Consider the following 20649-nt stretch of genomic DNA (forward strand, 5'->3'; position numbering starts at 1 on the left):
TGAAAGTGTTGTCCTTTTCGCGTCATAAAAAAATCCCCTCCAAGTATAGTGTAACAGCCACTTTTGAAAAGTGGGCTTTTTACACTGTCTACTTAGAGGGGATAATATCACCTCATCACGAGAAACCGGGTTTTTTTATTCAAGAATATCAACAACAAACTGTGACCATGTTTCCAGCCGTTTATAGATGTCGTCCTGTTTTAATTCAGAGACTTTCATCCATCTTCCAGCAATTTGTTCTTTTTCCTTTACTTCCACTTGTGAGTCTGGTTTTAATTGAAGCGCAGATAGAATACCGATATGTACTTTACCGACACTGTTTTCATCATCATTGATGAGTCCCAATGTGACAATCGCTTGTTTATCTTCTTCGTTTATTTGCAGTTCTTCGTCAAGCTCACGGTCTGTGTTCAGCTTTAAGACTTCAGCAAATGAGGCTGCTCCTTCAATCGCGTTCATATGGCCTCCAAAGCCGAGAGAAAGCTTATTGTGCAGACGTGATTCTCCGCCGCCAGCCAGCCGTTCGTAAAGGAAAACTTCATCTTTGCGCTTAATGACGACATAAGGAATTGGCTGCTTGAAATGCGGATCTTCTTCTGCGTCTCCCCTTCTCATTTCACGATAGCCCGCTTCGATCTGAGCCTTGATTTCTGCTACTTTGCTATCTTCACTGTTCACACCCTGGAAGGTTAAGCTTTCTTTCTTAAACACGTCCTCGCGCGGGGCGACTAAAATCTTTTCGTCCATTTTTCCCATGATTACTGCATCCTCCTCATTTGAATCTTCAAGCCGAAAAGAGCAGATATTATATCTGCTCTTTTTCATCTCCAAAATAAAAGTCATCGTCTTTGAGCGGCTCAACAGTCGCCTTTTTATAGCCGTTCCCCTTCATAGAGAAGAAGTCATGTGATTTTGTTTTTGTATTTAATCCGTTTAAAACGATCGGATTAATATCTTCCTCTTCAAAATATGGATCAAATCCAAGGTTCATCAGCGCTTTATTGGCATTATAGCGGATGAATTTCTTTACGTCGTGTGAGAGTCCAACTTGATCGTACAAGTCTTCTGTATACTCAAGCTCATTTTCATATAACTCATTCAGAAGGTCGATTGCGAATCCGCGAAGCTCTGCTTTTTTCTCTTCTGTCTGCTTATTGTAGATTTCCTGAGCAAGGAGACCTACATAGACGCCGTGAATCGCTTCATCACGAAGGATCAAGTTAATGATTTCCCCGCTTTGCATTAGTTTTCCTTGTCCGTAGAAATATAACGGATAATAGAAACCGCTGTAGAAGAGGAAGCTTTCCAGATAGACGGAAGCAACCATCGCTTTGAACAATGAAATTTCGTCATCTTTTTGAATGGCTTTGTAAAGTCCGACGATGATTTGCGCTTTTTTCTGCAAATATTTATTTTGTTTAACCCACTCGAATACTTCATTGATGGTTTCAGTCGGTGCCAGGGTCATGAAAATATTAGAGTACGATTTTGCGTGAACAGCGTTCTCCATCATCGCCATAAAGTTCAGCACGGCTTTCCGCTGGTGGCCGTCTACGTGTTCAGCCACGATCGGCATTCCTGTATTCCCCTGTTCTGTATCAAGAAGAGTCAGTCCGGCCAGTACCTTCATATATGTGTCTTGCTCATTTTTCCCGAGGTACTTCCATGTGAGGAGATCGCCGTTTAAAGCAATCTCTTCCGGAAGCCAGAACTGTTTCACATTTTGGTTATAGAACATTTGGGTAAAGTCGTCTTCATGCTTTGACCAGTTTGCTGCGTCATAAATTTTTGTCACTATAAACTCTCCTTTAATCAAACAACACAAGAAAGGCAGCTGTCTTGCCCAGTATCTTTCGTTCTTGCATAGTAAATGGTTTTAATTCCTCTGTGATGTGCATACAAATCAATCCGGTTTAAATCACGAGTCGTCATTGTATCTTTCAGGAACAATGTAAAGCTGATTCCCTGATCAACGTGCTGCTGGATAGTCGCGATCATATCTACAACTTTGAACATATCCATATCATAGGCTTCTTTGTAGAAGAACCAGTTATTAGATGCAAGACCAGGCATTGGGTAGTACGTTTTTGAGTTGCCGTATGTTCTTTCTTCGATCCGTTCCATAATCGGCATGACAGATGCCGTGCTTGACTGAACGTATGAAATAGAGCCTGTCGGCGCAATGCATAATCTGTAGCTGTGATACATGCCGTGTTCAGCGACAAAAGCTTTTAATTGTTTCCAGTCCTCTGTCGTCGGGATATGCATACCTTCAAACAGATTTGCGATTTTTTCGTATTTCGGCGAGAAATCAGTTGAAACGTACTTATCGAAGTATTCACCAGTTGCATAGGTTGATCCTTCATATTGATCAAACGTCTCGCCCTTCTCTTTTGCGATCTCCGCAGAACGCTGGATAGAGTAGAAGTTCACCATCATAAAGAATGTGTTCGCAAAGTCGCGCGCTTCTGGGCTTTCATACGCGATCCCGTTTTGCGCAAGGTATCCGTGGAGGTTCATAGCGCCGAGACCGATTGATTTCATCGCTTTGTTTGCCCGTCTTACAGCAGGCGCATTACGGATATCAGTCGTTTCAGAAACGTGAGTTAAAGAATCAGTCGCAAGCTTAACAGTCTTTTCAATCGATTTGTGCTCCATCACGTTGAGAATGTTAAGCGATCCTAGGTTGCATGAAATATCCAAACCGATTTCATCTTCCACATCGTAGTCTGTGTAAGAAGAAACTTGAGATGCCTGCAGTACCTCAGAGCAAAGGTTAGAAAATTTCACCTTTGAAATATGGTTATTCGCATGTACTTTGTTGACATTATCCTGGAACATGATGTATGGATAGCCTGATTCAGAGCGAAGCATCGCCAGTTTTTCGAGCAATTTCCGCGGGTTGATTTTCTCTTTTTTCACCCGAGGATTGTCGACGAACTTATCGTACATTTCATTCATGTCCATTTCGTCCATGTGCTGTCCGTACTCTTTATAGATGGTATGCGGATAGAATACATAAGCCGCTTTGTCCTCACGCGCAAGCTCAACGAACTTGTCCGGAATGACTACACCGATTGAAAGTGTTTTGACGCGCACATCCTCATCGGCAGAAATTTTTTTCGTATCGAGAAAATCATTGATATCGCGGTGGAAAATGTTTAAATACGCCGCGCCAGATCCTTGTCTTTGCCCCATTTGATCAGCATAACGGAACGCGTTATCAAGAAGCTTCATGACGCCTACAACGCCTTTTGTGGCATTTTCAACATCTTTAATGGCTTCACCTTTCGCGCGAAGCTTGGACAGGTTAAGAGAAACCCCGCCGCCTAGTTTAGAAAGCTGCATGGAGATATCGATCGCTCTTGAAATATCGTTTAATGAATCATTGACTTCGAGCAAGAAGCAGCTCACCAGTTCTCCGCGGCGTTTTCTGCCCGCGTTCAAAAATGTCGGTGTGCTTGGCTGATATTCCTGGTTAATCATCAGATTCACATATTCTTTTGCTTTCTCAGTGTCGCCGTTTGCGAAGAACAGCGCAACAATTGAGATTCGGTCCTCATAACGCTCGAGGATTTTCTTCTTGTCATTCGTTTTCAAAGCATAGTCATTATAGAATTTAAACGCACTCATGAAGGAAGGAAAACGAAACTTCTTAGCGTAAGCTGTCTTAAACACTTCTTTAATGTCTTCAAAAGAATAAAGGCTTAAGAATTCCTCTTCGTAGTATTGGTTTTCAATCAAATAATCCAGCTTCTCTTTTAAATCGTGAAAGAAAACTGTGTTTTGATTGATATAATCTACAAAATAGCTATGTACAGCCTCTTTATCCTTATCAAACTGAAATTTTCCATCTTTTTGGATCATGATTTCGTTATTTAACTGAATCCATTTTGGCACTTGATTTTGTGACAACTCTTTCTACCTCCTGAGTAAACAATTCAACGTCTTTAGATGTGCCGCTGAGTTCAAATTTGTGCAAGATCGGCACCTGATATTGTCTTGAAATGGTATCGGCGCTTTTTGCAAAGTTATCGCCCCATACTTTATTGCCGCTCGCAGCGACTCCTAATAAAAGATGGGCGTATTTTTCGAGAAATGATTGTGTTGATGCCGGTACCTGACCGAAGTTTGTCGTGTAGGTGACCAAAACAAACGGAGTGTCCAGGTGATCAATTTCGTCCACCTTGCGTATCTGCTGAAAGCCTATTTTATTCACAAACCGCTGAACATTTCCTGTATTCGAATCAAATATGATTTGTACCACGTTTTATCACGACCTATCAAAAAATATGAATCTCTCATCACTAGCACTATATATAGTATACTATCCTCTAACAAAAACACAATATATAGATTTGTTTTTGTGGGAAATTCATATTATGATCAAATCAGGCAATTGGGCAGACTCATAAGGGCCCAAAAAAGAGAGCAGAACGAGAATCATCTCTCGTCCTACTCATGGTGTCGTTTTTAAGCCGATGTATATCATAACATGAAAAAAAACTGCTTAGTAGTCTAGATTTTTTTTTCTTAAGCTATCACAGCATTTTTCGCTCTCTACTGTTTCTTCTATTTCAACATCCGCACCGATCTCTTCTAAAACCGCCTTCAAAGCGCTGATAATTGACGCTTCTCTGATTAATTCTTTTCCATTTACAATGATGCTTGTTCCGTATTCATAGCAAGAATCATCTTCACAAATTTCTTCCCAATGATTCACGATCACTTTATGCTTCATTTTTTCACCCTCTGTTTGATCTGTGTCTGTATTTAGTTTAGCGGGTAGCATTCGCTTTGTAAATTCGGATGCTTGTGAATTTTATTCAAGCCCATCATCCGGGTATTCTTTCTTCAGCTTTACCTCATTTCGCGATTCATTATACTCATAAATTTTGATATAGCCGTTCTCCACAACACCAAAATGATTATGTTCAAGCGGGAACGAGGTTGGCCGAGGCGTTTCATAGTCTGAATCGCCGCTGTCTGTTTCGATGATGGTATCTTGATTCCCGCACGCCCCGAACAGTAAAAAAACAGCTATCCACACAAGTGCAATCCTGATTCGTCTCAGTTCTGCTTCACTTTCAAACAAGGCCGCGCCACTCCCAGTTACGATTTTTCACATGATATTCGAGTTCGTCTTGCATATGTTGATTTCATAAAAAAAGACCGTGCCTTGCATGGTCCGCTTACCAAAAAGCTTGAAACGAAAGTGGATCAAAAAAAATGGCTGACGGGATTCCCCCGACAGCCTCCCCATGTCTTGACATGGTATTTTATGATCTATTCGAGTTCAAGCTGGACGTTTTTTTGCGGTGCAAATGTTGAGATCGCATGTTTATAGATAAGCTGCTGCTTACCTTCCGATTCCAGCAATACGGTAAAGTTATCAAAGCCTTTCACCTGGCCGCGCAACTGAAAGCCATTCAGCAAAAAAACAGTGACATACGTATTTTCTTTCCGGATTTGATTCAAAAACTGATCCTGAATATTAATCGGTTTCATGTTTCGTCCTCCTTGATTCTCTATATCATACAGTTTCGATTAAAGTTCGAGTTTTCCTGCTATATGTTTGAAAATTTCCTTTTTTTTCAGCTCCATATCAACGGGCGGTGTCATATCGAACCAGGTAACCTGCATTTTGTTGCGAAACCACGTCAGCTGGCGTTTCGCGTACCGCCTTGAATTCTGCTTTAGCTGATCGACGGCATCAGAAAGTGTCACAAAACCGTCAAAATATGCATATAGCTCCTTATAGCCTATTGCCTGTATCGATTGACAGTCTCTCACATTCCTGTCGTAGAGTCGTTTCACTTCCGGAAGAAGACCTGCCTCCATCATCATATCGACCCGCTGATTAATTCTTGTGTAAAGCGTGTCTCTATCCATTGTCAGTCCGATTAACACTGCATTGTACAGAAGTTCTCGTTTTTGTTCCTTCAAATGCTGAGACATCGTTTTTCCGGACGTATGTAAAATTTCCAGCGCACGAATGACTCTTCTCGTATTATTGGGATGAATCGCAGCTGCTGCCTCTGGATCTGCCGCAGCAAGTTTGGCATGAAGAAAATCAGCGCCTTGCCGCTCGGCGGCTACTTGCAGGCTCTGTCGAAACGCAGGATCGTTCGCCTCTTCCGTAAATGTATAATCGTAAAGCACAGATTGTATATAAAGCCCTGTACCGCCGACAATCATCGGAAGCTTTCCTCTTTTTGCAATCTCGCTGATTTTGTTTCTCACTAAGCTTTGATAATCGGCGGTGGAGAAGGAATCTTGGGGGTCTAAAATGTCAATGAGATGATGGGGTACCCCTTCCATCTCCTGTTCAGTGATTTTAGCTGTTCCAATATCCATTCCTTTATAAACCTGCATCGAATCCCCGCTGATAATTTCCGCGTTCAAAGATTTAGCCAGCTGAATACTTAAATTTGTTTTCCCCACTGCCGTCGGTCCGACTAATATGACAACGGGCTGCTTCGTATTATTCAATGTGTATCACTCTCTTTTATAAATCTCCCCCCATTATAGCATTCATCATGTACAACCACCTATCCATTTTGCCCTTTTTTTGAACCGGTAAACATCTTTCTACCACCCGAGGGGCTCATTGCCGACGATTTCTCTCGTCTTTCCTTTCAGGGCATGCCGATGCGTTTTTTTTCCGTCATCTTTCGGATCATACACAACGCCTCCGTACCGGATGTCAATCGGATCATTATAGGCCAGATATGTCGTTTCTTCGATTTCGTGATAATGTGTGCCGTCTGCTAAGGGAATTGCAGGCCCTGAGATTCCGTAATATCGGTGAAAATGGCCGTTTTCAAAAGAAGTGATCCCTGTAAAGTAATGGGTATGCTGATCGGTATTCGATCCATTAGCCGGCTGAGTAAATCCTTCAATGAGATGATAATGCCCCTGTTCTCTCGTCGTTTTGACATGATAAGCGTGTGCGTGAGGCGGCGCTTTTGACCAGTCAGACGGATACAGGCCCAAAGTGATCACACCCCTTCCTTTTCATCAAACGCCCAATCAAATCTGGGTAGGCTGAATACACTGCATCATCTACACTTTATTTCAGGAGGAAAGAAAAGATGAACGAGGTAAGCAATTTTACTGCTGAAGATACAAGAATATTTGGAAGACCCTTCGGATTTGGGAGGCCTGGATTCGGCTACGGGTTTGGAAGACCTGGATTCGGATTTGGCCGGCCATTCGGTTTTTACGGGGGACCTTTTTTCGGCGGCCTAGTTGGCGGGCTGGTAGGAAGCGCTTTATTTAATCCTTATTTTTATGGCGGATATCCCTATTATCCGTACGCTCCATTTCCTTACTATTATTAAACACAAAAGGCCTCTTCAAAAGGGGTCTTTTTAGGTGATTGAAAATGAATCTCTTGACTCATACATAAGTATACACTAATATTTTTCTCTATAGATCTTTTCAAATCTAAAAATGTAGTTGAAGTGAGGAGAATGTAACATGTTGGTAGGATATATATTCCTCACGATTGCCATTTGCTCGGAATCGATTGGAGCGGCCATGCTGAAAGTATCTGACGGTTTCAATAAATGGAAGCCAAGCGCTTTAGTCGTGATTGGCTATTCCCTCGCCTTTTATATGCTGTCGCTCACCTTAAACCATATCCCCCTCAGCCTCTCGTATGCGACGTGGAGTGGTGTAGGCACGGTGCTGACGGCAGTGATCGGAGTGAAATGGTTTAAGGAAGAATTGAATGTCAAAGAGCTTATCGGGATTCTTTTATTACTATCAGGGGTCGTGTTACTTAACTGGCAGTAAAGGAGTGATAATGATGAAAGGATTGCTTTATTTGGCTCTTGCCATTGTATTTGAGGTTTTCGGGAGCACAATGCTAAAGCTTTCAGAAGGATTTACACAGGCCTGGCCCGTTGTTGGAGTCATTGCCGGATTTCTTTCTGCTTTTACCTTTCTAAGCTTTTCTTTAAAAACAATTGACTTATCAAGCGCGTATGCGACATGGTCTGGCGTTGGAACGGCGCTTACAGCCATTGTCGGATTTATGCTTTTTGGCGAAACCATCAGTTTAAAGGGCGTGTTCGGGCTCACGCTTGTCATTGCAGGCGTCGTCGTATTAAATCGGTCGAAAGCCCCTGCTAAAGAAAAAAAACAGACGGTCTGTGAATGACCGTCTGTTTCTTATTCTCCAGCCCGTTTTACAGAGGCTTCAAGCTGCAGCTCAACATTACCTTGAATTGCGCGTGAAATCATGCATGACGACTCCGCCTTTTCACAAAGCCTGTGCGCCAATGCGACATCTTCTTGTGAGGCATCATGTTTGAGCACGACGGAGGGACGGTGAATAATCTTTTTGTATGTAAAAACTCCTTTTGTGACGTCAACAATACCTTCTGACTCCATTTGCAAGTCTTCCTTATCTATCCCGCTTCTTTCCATCATCGCAGCAAGTGTAATAATGTAACAGGTAGCTGCCGCGCCGAGAAGCATTTCATCTGGGTTGGTCCCCTCTCCCGGCCCATCCATTTCTTTAGGAATGGAAATAGATGTGATTAAGTTCTCACTTTCGATCGTACCAACGTCATTGCGGTTACCCGGCCAGTTCGCTTTTAAATAAAAATGATGATCTGCCATCGTATGTTTTGCCTCCTTTTATAATCCTATTTCAGTCTACTGATCTTCTCTTATTTTGTCTTCTGAACTGCTTGTTACGAATACTCTTTTTCAAGGACACTTTTGATCGCACGTACATAAGAATAAAATTCACTGTTCTTTGTATATTTCCTATTTTTATAATAAAAGTCATCGAAAAATGCTTCTCTTTGCTCGCGGCTGATCTCCAGCTGGATACTCAGCCCCGTTTCCCCTTGGTTGTTAATGTTTTCGGCACTCAACCCTGCAAGACCGCTTTTAGACGACGCTAGCTCAGCGGAAAACCCTCTTCTCTCAAGGGCTCTTACGATCATTTTCGCCCGCTTTCGATCTGTCCCTCCAACAAGTGTATTCTTATCTTCCCCCTTATATCCGTGAAAAGCCACAACATATTGGTGCTCCTTGATTTTCTTTTCGGCCAATGGCTCATCAAAGTTAGTGCTTGTAATGTGAAGCATTTGGTTATCGTGTGACTTCAACCCTTCAAACAGGTATGTAGAGAATTCATTATTGAAATACCGCACAAGCTCGCTTACTCCACCTTCAATTCTTCCTCCGTGTGGAGACATAATTAACAATTTGCTTCCTTTTTTTTCACTATAAGAAATATCATAATCGGCTGGGCTCTCATTTTCTGCCAAGCTGCTGAAATTTGAATATGTATCTGGCTGATTAGATGGTTCAGGTTCTAATGAGTAATTAACATATCTCAGGAATAAGACAATGGCTAAGACTAATATGACATTTAGTATAAATCTTCTCATGTTTAACTCCTTTCATAAGAATGGCGAGGTTCATTATATGAGGTTTAGCCAATAGGTTTTATCTTACCATTGTATACAGTATATCATCAGTGAAAAAGTTCCCGGTTTCAAAAAATCAATTGATTGTCACGGATCATAGCGATTCATTTGAAATATGAGTGATAAAAGATTGAGAGGAAAGATAAAAAAAGTAGGCATAACCTCACTTGGCAATTACATGTATAAAGGTTTAAGGAGGGGTTTTATTAGCAGCTGCCCGGTTTATGACACGGACAGCCTGTTATCAATTTTCGAAATAGAGGTTTTGTGTATTTGTTCTCACAAAGTCACAGGAGAGGATCGAATCCAACAAAAACGTTCTGATCTGTTGTTTCGAAAAACAAAATGCTTTGATTAGTGTTTGTTTTTTCTGTCTTACAATAATCGTTCTTTTACTAATCGTTCCGTCTTTCTTCATATATATAATGCTGATTGGTATTTGGCTTTCCAAAGACCGATGTAAGAAGAAATTCATACAGCTGCTCTCCCCTTGCCAGTTTGATATGACATCATTATAATACGAACAAACGTTCCTTTTCAATCCCCAATGATTGCCATGACTCCTGAATCTGATTCGAAAGATTCATAAAAACCAACTCTTGTCCACCTCTTCTAAAGGACAAACAAACTTACCAAAGCTACCATCTGTTCATAGAGTATACAGAGAACATTATAATAGGAGGAAAATACATGTTTGGGTACTCTATGGTACAAATGGTGAGAGCAAATGCTCATAAGCTAGATTGGCCGTTGCGGGAGAGCGTCTTGCAGCTTTACAAACCCTTCAAATGGACTCCTTGCTTCTTGCATCAGTTTTTTGAAACCAAATTGAAAAACAGAAAAAAAATGTCAGTCATTATTGAATTTGAAGAAGGCTGTCAAGAGACCGGCTTTCAAATGGCTGGAGAGGTGCTGCAAAAAGAAAAGCGCAGCAAGCTAAAAAGCCGCTTCAATAAAATCAATTGCTGCACCGCGGAGATTACCCCTTCAGCGTTACATTCCCTTCTTTCTGAATGCAGCGATATTCGCAAAGTGTATTTAAACCGCGAAGTCAAAGCGCTTCTAGACACGGCAACCGAAGCAAGCCATGCGAAGGAAGTCGTCAGAAACGGGCAAACCCTGACAGGAAAAGGTGTTACTGTCGCTGTTGTCGATACAGGCATTTACCCGCATCCTGATTTAGAAGGCAGAATTATCGGATTTGCGGACATGGTCAATCAAAAAACAGAACCGTATGATGATAACGGCCATGGCACACACTGTGCAGGTGATGTCGCAAGCAGCGGCGCATCCTCTTCCGGCCAATACCGCGGGCCTGCACCGGAAGCCAATCTAATCGGTGTGAAGGTTTTGAACAAGCAAGGTTCAGGAACGTTAGCAGATATTATCGAAGGTGTAGAATGGTGTATTCAATACAATGAGGACAACCCGAATGAACCGATTAATATTATCAGTATGTCGCTCGGTGGTGATGCGCTTAGATATGATAATGAACAGGAAGACCCGTTAGTCAGAGTGGTTGACGAAGCGTGGAACGCAGGGATTGTCGTCTGTGTCGCTGCCGGAAACTCAGGGCCTGATCCACAAACTATTGCAAGCCCAGGCGTGAGCGAAAAGGTAATTACAGTAGGTGCCCTTGACGATAACAATACCGCAAACAGCGATGATGATACGGTCGCTTCATTTTCAAGCCGCGGGCCGACAGTATACGGAAAAGAAAAGCCCGATATTTTAGCACCGGGTGTTAATATTATTTCACTTCGCTCTCCGAATTCTTATATCGATAAGCTTCAAAAGTCAAGCCGTGTAGGATCTCAGTACTTTACAATGTCTGGAACGTCGATGGCAACACCGATCTGTGCAGGAATTGCGGCTTTAATCCTTCAGCAAAACCCGGACCTTACACCTGATGAAGTGAAAGAGCTTTTGAAAAACGGCACGGACAAATGGAAAAATGAAGATCCGAATGTTTACGGAGCGGGCGCTGTCAACGCGGAAAATTCAGTTCCCGGCCAATAAACAGTACCATATAGCCGGCAATTCTCTCTGTGGAACTGCCGGTTTTATATTTTTAATTTTCATAATAATGGGCTAAAATAATAGAAAATGGATGAAGGAAGTGACAAAAGTGCCTTATTATATCTGCAAAACATGCGGAGTACAACATGCGCAGACTGTGCATCCGCCGAGTTCATGTCTGATTTGCGATGATGAAAGGCAGTATATTCCTCCGGATGGACAATCTTGGACTACCCTTGAAGACATGCGTGAGAAAAAAAACCTTCAAAACAACCTCAAAAAGGAAGAAGAGCATCTTTACAGCATCAAAACGGAACCAGAGTTTGCGATCGGACAAACAGCACATTTGATCCAGCATGAGGGCTTCAACGTGCTGTGGGATTGCATTTCATATCTTGACCAAAAGACAATTGACCACATCAAAGAATTAGGCGGTATTCAAGCCATCGCTTTGTCTCATCCACATTATTACTCTACTCAGGTTGAATGGGCTGAACCGTTTCAGGCTCCGATTTATATTCACGAGGATGACAAAGAATGGGTGACAAGGCCCAGCAATTACATTCATTTCTGGACAGGAGAAACTCTTAACATGAAGCCGGGACTGGACCTTTACCGCCTGGGCGGACATTTTAAGGGCGGCGCCGTTCTTCATTGGAGCAGCGGCAATGCTGGGAAAGGCTGCCTATTGACCGGGGATATCATTACAGTTACGGCGGATCGGAACTGGGTCAGCTTTATGTACAGCTATCCAAATCTCATTCCCCTCCCCGCCTCCAAAGTTGAAGAAATAGCAGCCAAAGTAGAACCGCTTCAATTTAACCGGATTTATAATGCTTTTTCAAAAGTTGTCAAAGAAAATGCCGGCGAAGCGGTCCAGCGTTCTGCCGTACGTTATATCAAGGCTCTGAACAGCGAATTGTTTTATACATAGAGGGTGAGGCGGCTCTTTTCCGTGTAAAAGATGCAGCAATTGGGAATAGTATCGTGTAGATCAAAAGGAGGAATATTGATGGCACACACGAATACACAGCTTTCTCAATGGCTGGAATCAAAAGTAGGCCAAACGCTTGATATTAGAAAAGGTGAATTGACCCATGATGAAGAGATTGCAGACTTGGATCAGATTGTTCTCCACCTTCAAAAAGTGGGTATACGCAGCACGAATCATCCTGATGACTATGTTGCAAAAGAAGAACTCGTTTTAGAAGGCGAAGGAACAACATTCACTGAGGACGGCAACGTACCGCTTCCGCAAAATGCCTATGAGATTCCTTTATTAGGCGATATGCATATTCACCAAGAAAACGAAGGATTGAAGGTTATAACAGATCGTGCAGTCTATACATTTGATGTCCAGCACAGCTGACAGTCAATTAAATCATACAGCTTAGCGCCTTTGAGCTTTCATTCAAAGGCGCTGCTTTACATGGTCTCTTTCAAAAAGCATATCACGTAGGAGTACATAGTTTATACATTCTATACTTAGTGATTTGACCCTTTTCTTTTTACAGCTTTATTAATATTCCCTCCCCTTTGTCTCATATGTTCCCATTTACACAAATTGATTCTACATGCTGCATAATGACACGTTTGATTCTGTCTTTATTCACTCTCACAGGGTCAAGCATCGCATGCAAAGCCAAGCCATCAATAAGCGCGTAAAGTCTCTCAGCTTCAATATCTTTATCAGCATCCTGCCTCAGTAAATTGAATTCATCTAAATAGGCAATCAGATTCCGCATACCGCTGTAAATCCCGTCATGATTTGCATCAAACATATCCTGTTTATGTCTGGCGTAAACCGTAAAAGCAAACCACACCTCCATCTCTCTAACCGTTTCTTCATTCGTTGGGACAATGTCAAGCAAAATATGTAACACTTTTTCCTTAGGGGGCATATCCCTCATCGTAATGTCCTTAATTCGGGCCATCACCTTTTCTTGAACGAGTTTCATTGCAAAAACAAGCAAGTCATCCTGAGTAGAAAAATAATGGCGCAGCGCACCTAATGACAATCCTGCTTCCTTCGCAATGTTTCTGGCTGAGGCTCCCTCCATCCCCCGTTCTAAAATTACCCGCCACGTTGCTTCTGCAATTTCTTTTCTTCTTTTCTCATGGTCAATTTGTTTTGGCATAGCTTTATTGTAACAAGAAAAAAATAAGAGAGCAATTTTTATAATACATTTGTGTTGCAAAAACAAAGGTGGTAACATATTATTTACGTAATACAGCTGTATTGAAAAGAGGGAGATGGATTGAACGGTATTGCATGGATGATTGTCTTCTGTGAAATTGCGTTTTGGGTTGTGATTGTTTTAGGGCTATCTGTACGCTACCTATTCAAACAGCATACATTAGGACTGCTATTCCTTGCCTTAACTCCAATTATTGATTTGATCTTATTATCGGCAACTGGTGTGGACCTTTACCGCGGTGCCTCAGCGACTGCTGCCCACGGGATTGCTGCTGTTTACATCGGGGTATCGATCGCCTATGGGAAACAAATGATTCAATGGGCAGATGAAACATTTCAATATTATGTGACAAAAAAAGGCGCCAAACCGATGAAACGTTTTGGAATGGATCATGCCAAGCACTATGCGAAAGGCTGGATCAAACATGTGCTGGCATACCTTATTGGTGCGGGATTATTAGCAGGGATGGTCTATTTCATCAATGATTCTGCCAGAACCGAGGCATTAAGCGGCATTCTGAAACTGTGGACTGTCATCGTAGGCATTGATTTTCTCATTACAGCCAGCTATTTTATTTGGCCAAAAAAAGAGAAAGCTTCGGCGAATCTCAGGAGTTAACACGATGAAAAAGGTCCTTCCCCAGCGGAAAGGACCTTTTTCGGTTTTGTAAAAATATGTTATACTATTTTCATTAGAAAACAGACTTATAGATCTTTTGGGCTCCTTCAAGGGTATGAGTAAGCAGGTGAAGGGAGTGTCATACATGAGCCAAAAAGAACAGAACGAGCACTCTAAAGATTGTAGCCTGAGATCAAGATTAATCGGAATTGTATCGATCACTTTCATCGTTGCCATTGCACTTGTAGTGATCTTCGGCGGCTATTTCTTTGGGTTAAAAGGATTATTCTTCATACTGGGCCTCACATATGATTCAAATCAAACATTAGTTTTATTTATTTTAGTCTGTTTTGCTGTCGGCTTGATCATAGACCCACTCACAAAGGTTGTCTCTATCATTTTGGCAAGATCACTCTCATTGAAAAAGACTGCACTTTTTGCTTTTATACTGTACTTTGTGAGCAATTTCATAACGATCTGTTTTGCAGATTACTTTATACAGTCTATATATATTCCAGATGTCTTTCTTGTTTTGATATCAGTGTTGATGGCTTTCATTGAACTTGCCTTTGATGACCGGCCAAATGGGAAAGCGGCTTAAAACCGCCTATGATGATTCAAGCGGTTTTTGCTTTTATATCAGTCTCATCGTCTAATTTTGCTAAATAATCCACAAGAAAAATGTAAAAAGATGAGTGGAATAATAGAATCAATGATGATATATAAAGCAGAAAACAAAGCCCCAACCAGTGAAGTTCTGATCACTCCCTGCCACAGCCCCTGATATGTATGAGCTACTCCAAAAAGGAGTGATGCAAGCAGGATGATGACCCAGATTGAAACTTGCGGGAACAAAAACACAAGAACAAATATTAAAAACCCCCATAAATGATTTCCTCCGTTACACCGGCTGTTAAGGATACATAATTCCAAACCTTTTTCTCATTCAATGAAACAGGCAGGATGGGCGCGGCAGCCGAGGTCTTTAACTCTTCCGCTTTTTTATTTATTATACCTTCCCTGATCTTCGGGCTAAACTTAAAACCAATAATACAATACATCACAAGGATTACATATAAAACACCTAATCCCAGCAAAAGATAGGATGCAAGAGGACCGAGAGGAGCTGTATGTATTGTCGGCATAGTGAATCCCATTTGTTTGAATGAGAGATCGGGGGTAAAAGCCACTAAAGCTAAAATAAACAAAGCTGGAACCCATAATCCGATCATTATACGAACATAATACTTCACTCTCTCATTTCCATTTTCACCAGTCTTAATGTTTCTTTTAAACTTTTGAAAATCAATGTATCCATATATCGGGTCGTAGATCAATAAAAATAGAATGAACGCCCCAAAATACATTTCCATCACTAAACACCCTCCTTTTACTTTAAGATTATTCATTTATAAAATCGGACGACAGCCCAAACGCTCTCAATAAAAAACAAAACTCCCTGTTCATAAAACAGGAAGCAAAACAATGCTGATTTGATTTAGATTCTGCATTCATAAATAATTCCTTCAATCTCATGCTCAAGCTCATCCAAAAGGATGATTCTATTCGGTTCGAATGTCATATTCCCACCTCCTTAACTCAAAATATACATTTGTTTCAATTATTTGTATACATTTTTATTATGGTATGAGATATATCCATAAACTCATTAGAAAGTATAACACTTGTCACTATTTTGAACGTTTCAACTGATTCTTAACGTATTACACCAAATGAGTACAAAAAAAGCATTGATCCATTCAAAGAATGTCTCAATGCTAAATTTACCCTTCGCCAAACCCAACTACATCACGCGTTTGAACATCTTTTCCATCTCATACGTGGAATGGTGAATGATGATCGGACGGCCGTGCGGGCATGTAAATGGGTCTGATGTGCTTCGGAGGTCGTCCAGAAGTGCTTTGATTTCGTCATTTCTGAGGTGGCGGTTTGCTTTGATGGAGCCCTTGCAGCTCATCATAATCGCTGCCTCCTCGCGCAGTTTTTTAATATCAATATTTTTGGAATCGAGCACCTGCTGAATGATTTCTTCAATCAGCTCAGCTTCTTCCCCCTTTGGAAACCAGGCCGGGTGGCAGCGGACGATGTAGCTGTTTGAGCCGAATGACTCTAAAAAGACACCGATGCTTTCGAGTTCTTGTTTGTGCTGTTCAATAATCAGTGCCTCGTTCGTGGAGTAGTGGAACGTCAGCGGCACGATCATATCCTGCACCTCAGGCTCAACCTCCCCCACCTTTTCACGGAAATATTCGTATTTAATACGTTCTTGGGCGGCATGCTGGTCGATAATATACAGGCCGTTTTCGTTTTGCGCCAATATATAAGTCCCATGCATCTGGCCGATCGGGTACATAATCGGAACCCGCTCAGTCGTTGGCTCCGACTGTTCTTCTTGATGGTGTTCCTGCTCAAGTGCCACAGGCTGATCCTCTGAAACATCCGGCACTTCAATGCTTTGTTCCTGATTAACAATAGGTGGTGCATTAAATTGGGCAGAGGACCATTCTTCCTCCGGGTTAACCGGCTCTTTCACGACTGAGCTGAGCTTCATTGGCGAATAAGATGGTGCAGGCGCTTTTTCCGGTACTTTTCTTTCAGCAGGCTTTTCATCAAAGGTTATGAACTGCTGCTCATTTTTGATGACAGGTGCTGATCTTTTCGGGAGCTGGGCACTTGGAATCAGCTGCTGCTGTTTAAACACATTTTTAATTCCGTCACGAATTAAGTCATGAAGCTCTGTTTCCTTGCTGAGACGGACCTCAAGCTTCGATGGATGCACATTGACATCAACTAAAATCGGGTCCATCGTAATTTCTATAAAAGTAATTGGATGGCGTCCGATCGGCAGAAGCGTATGATATCCTTCATGAACCGCTTTGACGAGCGGGAAATTTTTAATGTAACGGCCATTGACCACAGACGACATATAGTTTCTCGACGCCCGTGTGATCTCTGGGAGAGCGATATATCCCTTTACTTCAAAATCCAAAGAGCTCACATGCAGCGGAAGCATTTTTTTGGCGACAGCTGTGCCATAAATCGCTGCCAGTACATGGCGCACATCTCCGTTCCCGTTCGTTTGAAGCAGGTTTTTCCCATGATGGCGCAGGCGGATCGATACCTCCGGATGGGCAAGTGCTATACGGTTGACCACATCTGTAATGTTCCCAAGCTCTGTATGAACGGTTTTCATATATTTTAAGCGGGCCGGTGTGTTAAAAAACAGATTGGAAACGACAATTTCGGTTCCCTTCCTACTCGAGGAACGCGATTCGGAAATGATGTTTCCTCCTTGGAGTACGAGCTTCGTCCCTGCTCCTTCACCGGTGCTGGTTGTCATCTCCAGATGAGAGACTGACGCGATACTCGGCAGTGCTTCTCCCCTAAAACCAAGCGTTCTCACCCTGAATAAATCATTTTCATCTTTTATTTTACTCGTTGCGTGGCGGCGGAAAGCACGCTTGCAATCCTCATTTTCCATTCCTTCGCCGTTATCAAGTACCCGAATGGATGCAAGACCTGCTTCCTCAATATCGATTTCAATGACTGTGCTGTCAGCGTCAATCGCATTTTCCACTAATTCCTTGACGACTGAGGCGGGCCGCTCCACAACTTCGCCCGCCGCTATTTTATTTGAAAGCTCATCTGACAGCTGGATGACTTTTGCCACATTCATCACCCCGTTTTAATGTAATTTCTTTTGCAGCTTATACATTTCATTCATCGCTTCAAGCGGCGTCATATCCAATATATTAAGTGATTTAAAAGCATCGAGCACTTGCTTTTCTTTTTTTGAAAGCTTTGGCGCTTCAGCCGGCTTTTCTGCTTCGTCAAAAAAGGACAGCTGTGCCGGTTCTTCTTTTACTTGGGGTTTCCGCACCGGCACTTCCGGTTTGTTCCCAGAATGCTCAAGCTCTTTTAAAATATCTTGAGCGCGCGAAATAAGATCTTCCGGCAGCTCAGCAAGCTGGGCTACATGGATTCCGTAGCTTTTGTCAGCGGCTCCTTCTTTAATTTGATGAAGAAAGACAACCGTTCCGTTATATTCTTCAGCGCGGACATGAACATTTTTCAGCTGCGGCAGCTTGTCCTCAAGAACAGTCAGCTCGTGATAGTGCGTGCTGAACAGCGTCTTGGCGCCGATATGATCGTGAACATATTCGATAATGGCCTGTGCCAGCGCCATGCCGTCATAAGTGGACGTTCCCCGCCCGATTTCGTCAAACAGAATCAGGCTGTTTTTCGTCGCATTTACAATCGCATTTTTAGCTTCAAGCATTTCCACCATAAATGTACTTTGTCCGGAAATCAAATCATCCGCAGCGCCGATTCGCGTGAAAATTTGATCGAAAATCGGAAGCACCGCTTTCTTCGCGGGTACAAAGCAGCCGATTTGCGCCATAATAGAAATGAGCGCAATTTGTCTCATATACGTGCTCTTCCCTGACATGTTTGGACCGGTAATGAGAAGCATTTGTCTATTATCGCCCATCATACAATTGTTCGGGACGTATTCCTGGCTGTCCATGACCTTTTCCACAACCGGGTGTCTGCCTTCTACCACTTCGACTTCATCTTTAGAGAACTTCGGTTTCGTATAGTGACGATTTTCACTGATTGTCGCAAAGCACTGCAGTGCGTCAAGCTCGCTCATCTGTTTGGCAAGCTGCTGCAGCCTCGGAATATACAGTTTCACTTTCTCACGCAGCTCGGTGAACAGCTCGTATTCCAGCTCGCAGATGTTATTTTCCGCTTCTAAAATGAGCGCCTCTTTTTCTTTTAATTCAGGTGTAATGTAGCGCTCTGCATTCGTTAACGTCTGCTTCCGCTCATAGCGCCCTTCCTCAAGCAAATGCAGATTCGCTCTTGTCACTTCAATATAATAACCGAAAACTTTATTGAAACCGACCTTTAAAGAGCGAATGCCTGTGTATTCTCGCTCCTGCTGTTCCAGGCGGGCAATCCAGTCTTTTCCGTTTCTGCTTGCGTCACGGTATTCATCAAGCTTTTGATTATATCCGTCTTTAATCAGGTTCCCTTCTTTTAACGATAAAGGAGGGTTTGCATACAGCGCTTCTTCCAGCAGTTCAAGCACATCCCCGCAAGGATCAATGCGCTCCGCACGTTCCTTGGCCTTGTCATGAGCCAGTGAAGCAACCAGCTGTTTGATGCTAGGCACTTGCTTTAACGATTCCTTCAGCTGAATTAAATCCCGTGCATTGACATTCCCAAATGCGACACGGCCTGCAAGTCGTTCTAAGTCATATACTTCTTTTAACCGCTCACGCAGATCTTCCCGTTCAAAGAAATGGGACATCAATGTTTCCACCATTTCTTGGCGTTCTTCGATTTGATTGACTCTAATAAGCGGCCGGTCAATCCACTGTTTAAGCAGCCGGCCTCCCATTGCAGTTTTTGTTTCATCCAGCAGCCACAAAAGAGAGCCTTTTTTATTTTTCGAACGGATCGTTTCAGTCAGCTCCAGATTTCGCTTTGAGTACAAATCAATTTTCATCGCTTCCTCAAGCTCATACACCTTTACGGGCTGAAGATGATCAAGGCTGCGCTTTTGAGTTCTTTTCAGATACGTATACAAGCGCAAAAATGTTTTTGTCACATCTTCATTATCTAAATGCTCAATGATCATGACGTGTTCGTCTGTTTCACCATCTTCAATCGAGATCGTGGCACCGCACCGCTCTTTCAGCTGTGCGACCGTATCCGCATCCAGGCTGCCTGAAACGACGATTTCCCGTGCGCCGACTGAATAAATTTCTGATATGACATCTTCGAGCCGTTCAATCAAGACAGCCAAATTTTCTCCCGTTGTTAAATCAGACAGCGCCAGCCCGTATCCGTTCGAGCAAGCGGAAACAGATGCGATAAAGTTGTTTTCTGATTCATGGATACCCTTGCCGTCCATTACAGTTCCGGGTGTAATAAGCTGAACCACTTCACGTTTCACAACGCCCTTTGCGGCTTTCGGATCTTCCGTCTGTTCACAGATAGCCACTTTATACCCTTTTTTAATCAACTGCTCGATATACGCGGAAGCAGAATGATACGGCACACCGCACATCGGTATTTTTTCAGCCGCACCGCCGTCTCTGCTTGTTAACGTAATTTCCAGCTCTTGTGACGCTTTTTTGGCGTCCTCAAAAAACATTTCGTAAAAATCACCAAGGCGAAAAAATAAAAAGGCATCCTGGTGCTCTGCCTTTATTTTTAAATATTGCTGTATCATAGGCGTATAACCGGCCATTGTTTAATCCCTCACTATGTATCAACGTTTCTATTTTCCAGCCTTCATTATAACATAAACAAAAAGTGATAAAAGAATG

General features: G+C 42.5%; 25 protein-coding genes. 8 read left to right on the top strand and 17 right to left on the bottom strand.

Annotation, left to right across the window (positions count from 1 at the left end; genetic code table 11):
* Positions 1-135: 135 nt before the first annotated feature.
* From MOF34_RS16480 to MOF34_RS16520, 9 genes are all read right to left on the bottom strand, one after another.
* Entirely contained in the window at positions 136-756 is a 621-nt protein-coding gene (locus MOF34_RS16480) for a hypothetical protein (RefSeq protein ID WP_268400905.1), read from the bottom strand.
* A gap of 49 nt (positions 757-805) precedes the next feature.
* Positions 806-1795: a class 1b ribonucleoside-diphosphate reductase subunit beta gene (gene nrdF / locus MOF34_RS16485; RefSeq protein ID WP_003221108.1), complete on the bottom strand. Its 990-nt coding sequence runs from the start codon at positions 1793-1795 to the stop codon at positions 806-808.
* A gap of 17 nt (positions 1796-1812) precedes the next feature.
* Complete coding sequence (gene nrdE, locus MOF34_RS16490) at positions 1813-3915, bottom strand: class 1b ribonucleoside-diphosphate reductase subunit alpha (RefSeq protein ID WP_041907113.1); 2103 nt, start codon at positions 3913-3915, stop codon at positions 1813-1815.
* Entirely contained in the window at positions 3875-4267 is a 393-nt protein-coding gene (gene nrdI, locus MOF34_RS16495; RefSeq protein ID WP_268400906.1) for a class Ib ribonucleoside-diphosphate reductase assembly flavoprotein NrdI, read from the bottom strand. Before nrdI ends, nrdE begins: the two co-directional genes overlap by 41 nt.
* A 243-nt stretch (positions 4268-4510) precedes the next feature.
* Positions 4511-4741 carry a hypothetical protein gene (locus MOF34_RS16500; RefSeq protein ID WP_003238362.1) on the bottom strand — a complete coding sequence of 77 codons (231 nt, stop codon included), beginning with the start codon at positions 4739-4741 and terminating at the stop codon, positions 4511-4513.
* An 81-nt stretch (positions 4742-4822) separates the two neighbouring features.
* On the bottom strand, positions 4823-5095 hold the full coding sequence (locus MOF34_RS16505) for a YmzC family protein (RefSeq protein ID WP_268400907.1): 273 nt from the start codon (positions 5093-5095) through the stop codon (positions 4823-4825).
* A gap of 191 nt (positions 5096-5286) precedes the next feature.
* Positions 5287-5508: an RNA chaperone Hfq gene (gene hfq, locus MOF34_RS16510; protein WP_003221097.1), complete on the bottom strand. Its 222-nt coding sequence runs from the start codon at positions 5506-5508 to the stop codon at positions 5287-5289.
* A gap of 39 nt (positions 5509-5547) precedes the next feature.
* Complete coding sequence (gene miaA, locus MOF34_RS16515; RefSeq protein WP_268400908.1) at positions 5548-6492, bottom strand: tRNA (adenosine(37)-N6)-dimethylallyltransferase MiaA; 945 nt, start codon at positions 6490-6492, stop codon at positions 5548-5550.
* Positions 6493-6591: 99 nt separating this feature from the next.
* Positions 6592-7005 carry a YmaF family protein gene (locus MOF34_RS16520; protein ID WP_268400909.1) on the bottom strand — a complete coding sequence of 138 codons (414 nt, stop codon included), beginning with the start codon at positions 7003-7005 and terminating at the stop codon, positions 6592-6594.
* An 89-nt stretch (positions 7006-7094) separates the two neighbouring features.
* On the opposite strand from MOF34_RS16520, the gene MOF34_RS16525 reads away from it, so the two are divergent.
* The 3 genes from MOF34_RS16525 (at position 7095) to ebrB (ending at position 8167) form a co-directional block, all read left to right on the top strand.
* The gene (locus MOF34_RS16525; protein ID WP_268400910.1) at positions 7095-7343 is read left to right on the top strand and encodes a hypothetical protein; all 249 of its coding nucleotides are present in this window, start codon (positions 7095-7097) and stop codon (positions 7341-7343) included.
* Positions 7344-7482: 139 nt separating this feature from the next.
* Complete coding sequence (gene ebrA / locus MOF34_RS16530; protein WP_268400911.1) at positions 7483-7800, top strand: multidrug efflux SMR transporter subunit EbrA; 318 nt, start codon at positions 7483-7485, stop codon at positions 7798-7800.
* Between the two features lie 13 nt (positions 7801-7813).
* Entirely contained in the window at positions 7814-8167 is a 354-nt protein-coding gene (gene ebrB / locus MOF34_RS16535) for a multidrug efflux SMR transporter subunit EbrB (RefSeq protein WP_268400912.1), read from the top strand.
* 11 nt (positions 8168-8178) lie between these two features.
* Here ebrB and MOF34_RS16540 read toward each other — a convergent pair whose 3' ends face one another.
* The 3 genes from MOF34_RS16540 to MOF34_RS16550 all read right to left on the bottom strand — a co-directional run bounded on the left by MOF34_RS16540 (position 8179) and on the right by MOF34_RS16550 (position 9927).
* The gene (locus MOF34_RS16540; RefSeq protein ID WP_268400914.1) at positions 8179-8631 is read right to left on the bottom strand and encodes an OsmC family protein; all 453 of its coding nucleotides are present in this window, start codon (positions 8629-8631) and stop codon (positions 8179-8181) included.
* A 74-nt stretch (positions 8632-8705) separates the two neighbouring features.
* Positions 8706-9413, bottom strand: a complete 708-nt coding sequence (locus MOF34_RS16545) for a poly-gamma-glutamate hydrolase family protein (protein ID WP_268400916.1) — start codon at positions 9411-9413, stop codon at positions 8706-8708.
* Between the two features lie 283 nt (positions 9414-9696).
* Positions 9697-9927 (bottom strand): hypothetical protein, encoded by a 231-nt coding sequence (locus tag MOF34_RS16550; RefSeq protein WP_268400917.1) that lies wholly within the window; start codon positions 9925-9927, stop codon positions 9697-9699.
* A gap of 215 nt (positions 9928-10142) precedes the next feature.
* On the opposite strand from MOF34_RS16550, the gene aprX reads away from it, so the two are divergent.
* From aprX to MOF34_RS16565, 3 genes are all read left to right on the top strand, one after another.
* Positions 10143-11471, top strand: coding sequence for a serine protease AprX (gene aprX / locus MOF34_RS16555; RefSeq protein WP_268400919.1), 1329 nt, complete (start codon positions 10143-10145; stop codon positions 11469-11471).
* Between the two features lie 109 nt (positions 11472-11580).
* Complete coding sequence (locus MOF34_RS16560) at positions 11581-12405, top strand: MBL fold metallo-hydrolase (RefSeq protein WP_268400921.1); 825 nt, start codon at positions 11581-11583, stop codon at positions 12403-12405.
* Between the two features lie 78 nt (positions 12406-12483).
* Positions 12484-12840 (top strand): hypothetical protein, encoded by a 357-nt coding sequence (locus MOF34_RS16565; RefSeq protein WP_268400922.1) that lies wholly within the window; start codon positions 12484-12486, stop codon positions 12838-12840.
* Between the two features lie 172 nt (positions 12841-13012).
* Here MOF34_RS16565 and MOF34_RS16570 read toward each other — a convergent pair whose 3' ends face one another.
* A complete protein-coding gene (locus MOF34_RS16570) occupies positions 13013-13609 on the bottom strand; it encodes a TetR/AcrR family transcriptional regulator (protein WP_268400924.1) in 597 nt (198 codons plus the stop codon).
* A 120-nt stretch (positions 13610-13729) separates the two neighbouring features.
* On the opposite strand from MOF34_RS16570, the gene MOF34_RS16575 reads away from it, so the two are divergent.
* Positions 13730-14287, top strand: a complete 558-nt coding sequence (locus MOF34_RS16575; RefSeq protein WP_268400925.1) for a hypothetical protein — start codon at positions 13730-13732, stop codon at positions 14285-14287.
* A 145-nt stretch (positions 14288-14432) separates the two neighbouring features.
* Positions 14433-14888 carry a regulatory YrvL family protein gene (locus MOF34_RS16580; RefSeq protein WP_268400926.1) on the top strand — a complete coding sequence of 152 codons (456 nt, stop codon included), beginning with the start codon at positions 14433-14435 and terminating at the stop codon, positions 14886-14888.
* Between the two features lie 44 nt (positions 14889-14932).
* On the opposite strand, the gene MOF34_RS16585 is transcribed toward MOF34_RS16580, so the two are convergent.
* The 4 genes from MOF34_RS16585 to mutS all read right to left on the bottom strand — a co-directional run bounded on the left by MOF34_RS16585 (position 14933) and on the right by mutS (position 20570).
* On the bottom strand, positions 14933-15148 hold the full coding sequence (locus tag MOF34_RS16585) for a type II CAAX prenyl endopeptidase Rce1 family protein (protein WP_268400944.1): 216 nt from the start codon (positions 15146-15148) through the stop codon (positions 14933-14935).
* Between the two features lie 11 nt (positions 15149-15159).
* Positions 15160-15660 (bottom strand): hypothetical protein, encoded by a 501-nt coding sequence (locus MOF34_RS16590; protein ID WP_268400928.1) that lies wholly within the window; start codon positions 15658-15660, stop codon positions 15160-15162.
* A gap of 431 nt (positions 15661-16091) precedes the next feature.
* Complete coding sequence (gene mutL, locus MOF34_RS16595; protein ID WP_268400929.1) at positions 16092-17978, bottom strand: DNA mismatch repair endonuclease MutL; 1887 nt, start codon at positions 17976-17978, stop codon at positions 16092-16094.
* A 15-nt stretch (positions 17979-17993) separates the two neighbouring features.
* On the bottom strand, positions 17994-20570 hold the full coding sequence (mutS, locus tag MOF34_RS16600; RefSeq protein WP_268400931.1) for a DNA mismatch repair protein MutS: 2577 nt from the start codon (positions 20568-20570) through the stop codon (positions 17994-17996).
* Between the last annotated feature and the right edge of the window lie 79 nt (positions 20571-20649).

The sequence above is a fragment of the Bacillus sp. T17B1 genome, from assembly GCF_026796395.1.
Classification (GTDB): domain Bacteria; phylum Bacillota; class Bacilli; order Bacillales; family Bacillaceae; genus Bacillus; species Bacillus spizizenii_A.

What these genes read in the sequence shown, in the direction of transcription:
- MOF34_RS16570 (WP_268400924.1), bottom strand. Translation starts at nt 13,609, where the DNA reads ATGCCAAAACAAATTGACCATGAGAAAAGAAGAAAAGAAATTGCAGAA.
- MOF34_RS16565 (WP_268400922.1), top strand. Translation starts at nt 12,484, where the DNA reads ATGGCACACACGAATACACAGCTTTCTCAATGGCTGGAATCAAAAGTA.
- MOF34_RS16545 (WP_268400916.1), bottom strand. Translation starts at nt 9,413, where the DNA reads ATGAGAAGATTTATACTAAATGTCATATTAGTCTTAGCCATTGTCTTA.
- hfq (WP_003221097.1), bottom strand. Translation starts at nt 5,508, where the DNA reads ATGAAACCGATTAATATTCAGGATCAGTTTTTGAATCAAATCCGGAAA.
- ebrB (WP_268400912.1), top strand. Translation starts at nt 7,814, where the DNA reads ATGAAAGGATTGCTTTATTTGGCTCTTGCCATTGTATTTGAGGTTTTC.
- MOF34_RS16540 (WP_268400914.1), bottom strand. Translation starts at nt 8,631, where the DNA reads ATGGCAGATCATCATTTTTATTTAAAAGCGAACTGGCCGGGTAACCGC.
- mutS (WP_268400931.1), bottom strand. Translation starts at nt 20,570, where the DNA reads ATGGCCGGTTATACGCCTATGATACAGCAATATTTAAAAATAAAGGCA.
- MOF34_RS16525 (WP_268400910.1), top strand. Translation starts at nt 7,095, where the DNA reads ATGAACGAGGTAAGCAATTTTACTGCTGAAGATACAAGAATATTTGGA.
- MOF34_RS16590 (WP_268400928.1), bottom strand. Translation starts at nt 15,660, where the DNA reads ATGGAAATGTATTTTGGGGCGTTCATTCTATTTTTATTGATCTACGAC.
- MOF34_RS16580 (WP_268400926.1), top strand. Translation starts at nt 14,433, where the DNA reads ATGAGCCAAAAAGAACAGAACGAGCACTCTAAAGATTGTAGCCTGAGA.
- aprX (WP_268400919.1), top strand. Translation starts at nt 10,143, where the DNA reads ATGTTTGGGTACTCTATGGTACAAATGGTGAGAGCAAATGCTCATAAG.
- ebrA (WP_268400911.1), top strand. Translation starts at nt 7,483, where the DNA reads ATGTTGGTAGGATATATATTCCTCACGATTGCCATTTGCTCGGAATCG.
- MOF34_RS16550 (WP_268400917.1), bottom strand. Translation starts at nt 9,927, where the DNA reads ATGAATTTCTTCTTACATCGGTCTTTGGAAAGCCAAATACCAATCAGC.
- MOF34_RS16480 (WP_268400905.1), bottom strand. Translation starts at nt 756, where the DNA reads ATGGGAAAAATGGACGAAAAGATTTTAGTCGCCCCGCGCGAGGACGTG.
- MOF34_RS16500 (WP_003238362.1), bottom strand. Translation starts at nt 4,741, where the DNA reads ATGAAGCATAAAGTGATCGTGAATCATTGGGAAGAAATTTGTGAAGAT.